Raw genomic sequence first — 1,802 nt, 5'->3', positions numbered from 1 at the left:
CTGCAGATAGTGGTCCAGGAAGCCATGGTAGAGGTAGTAGATGTCCGAGGCCGCCGAGTTCAGCCCCTTGGCGCCGGTCGGCGGCACAATATGGGCGGCGTCGCCCGCCAGGAACAGATTGCCGTACCGCATCGGCTCCGCCACGAAACTGCGCAAGGGCGCAATGGATTTCTCGATCGACGGGCCGGTTTCCAACTGCCCTGCCACCTGTTCCGGCAGCCGGCGCTTCAGCTCTGCCCAGAAGGCTGCGTCGCTCCAATCTTCGGCCCGGTCCGTTAACGGCACCTGGATGTAGTAACGGCTCAGCACCCGGCTGCGCAGCGAGCATAACGCAAACCCCCGTTCATGGCGGGCATAGATCAGTTCCTCCGCGACCGGCGGTGTTTCCGACAGAACCCCTAGCCAGCCGAAGGGATAGACCTTTTCGTATTCCTTCAGCACCTCCGCCGGAATAGATTTGCGGCTGACCCCGTGAAAGCCGTCGGCGCCAACGATAAAGTCGCAGTCTGCCCGTTGTGATGCGCCATCCTGCTCCCAGGTCACATAAGGGCGCGCATCTGTCAGCGCATGCGTCTGCACATTCTGCACCTCATGCAGGACCTCACCACCCATCGCGTCGCGCGCCTCATACAGATCGCGGGTCACCTCGGTCTGGCCGTAGACCATTACCGTCTCGCCGCCGGTGTGTTTCGCCAGGTCAATCCGGTCCAGCCGCCCCTGATGGGCAATATGGAACCCTGCGTGGATCTCCCCTTCGCGGTTCAGCCGCCCGCTGCAGCCGGCCTCGCGCATCAGATTGACAAAGCCGTGTTCCAGCACGCCGGCGCGGATCCGGCCCAAGACATACTCGCGCGTGTGCTTTTCCAGCACAATCGAGCGGATCCCCTTGCAATGGAGCAGCTGCGATAGCAGCAGCCCCGAAGGCCCGCCGCCAATGATGACAACCTGCGTCTGATGCGTGGACATGCGCGTTCCCCAATATTGTTCGGCCTGTGCGTGCAGCGTGAATTATGCCCTGCGCCTGCATGTTTGCGAATGGACCCACCACGCCAAAGCTTGTACATTTCGCACATGCCCTCACAGCCCCTCATCGACACCTACAACCTGTTTGGCGAGACGGCGGAACTTGCCGATGTCCTTCATGTGGAGACCATCCGCAGCCGGTCCGAGCTGTATGATTGGGAGTTGCGGCCGCACCGCCATGCCCGGCTGCATCAGCTGCTGGTGCTGACCGGCGGCGCCGGAGAGGCCGATCTTGACGGAAACAGGCATTCTCTGCCACCGCCCTGCCTGATCAATGTACCACGCGGCGTGGTGCATGGCTTCCACTTTGGCAACGGCACCGGCGGCTGGGTGATCACCTTGGCGTCGGATCTTCTGGATCAAAGCCTGGCACCGGGTGAAGGGATGCGCGCGCCGCTGGATCTGCCTGCCGTCCTGCCCTTGCCCCAAGGGCTGCAAAGCTTGTCTGCGCGCCTGTTCCGTGAATACCGCAGCAAGGACTTTGGCCGCGCGCAAATGCTGCGAGGGCTGGCGCTGTCGGTTACCGCGCTGGCGGCCCGCGCCATCGCTGCCGCCCAAGGAACGGATCCGCAGGCCCCTGCCAGCCCGCTGTTTACCCGGTTTGAGGCTCTGGTCGAGCGCGACTTCCGCCTGCGGCGCCCGCTTGCGGACTACGCTTGCGAGCTGGCTGTCTCTGCAACCCACCTCAACCGCATCGCCCGTCAGGCCACCGGCCAGCCAGCCTCGGCGCTGGTCCGTGCCCGTGTCCTGCGCGAAGCGCGGAGGCTGCTGATCTATAC

2 protein-coding genes are annotated in these 1,802 nt (G+C 63.8%); one reads left to right on the top strand and one right to left on the bottom strand.

Going from position 1 to position 1,802, the window contains the following annotated elements:
- The coding region (gene pobA / locus A2I95_RS35180) for a 4-hydroxybenzoate 3-monooxygenase (RefSeq protein WP_291737204.1) at positions 1-966 on the bottom strand (966 nt) is incomplete at its 3' end.
- A gap of 105 nt (positions 967-1,071) precedes the next feature.
- Here pobA and A2I95_RS35175 point away from each other — a divergent pair.
- Positions 1,072-1,802 (top strand): AraC family ligand binding domain-containing protein (locus tag A2I95_RS35175; protein WP_291737202.1); only part of this gene is annotated, 731 nt, incomplete at its 3' end.

The organism is Leisingera sp. F5, assembly GCF_001593695.1.
Note: the sequence above shows the minus strand (reverse complement) of the source record. Positions and strands in the feature narration are given on the sequence as shown.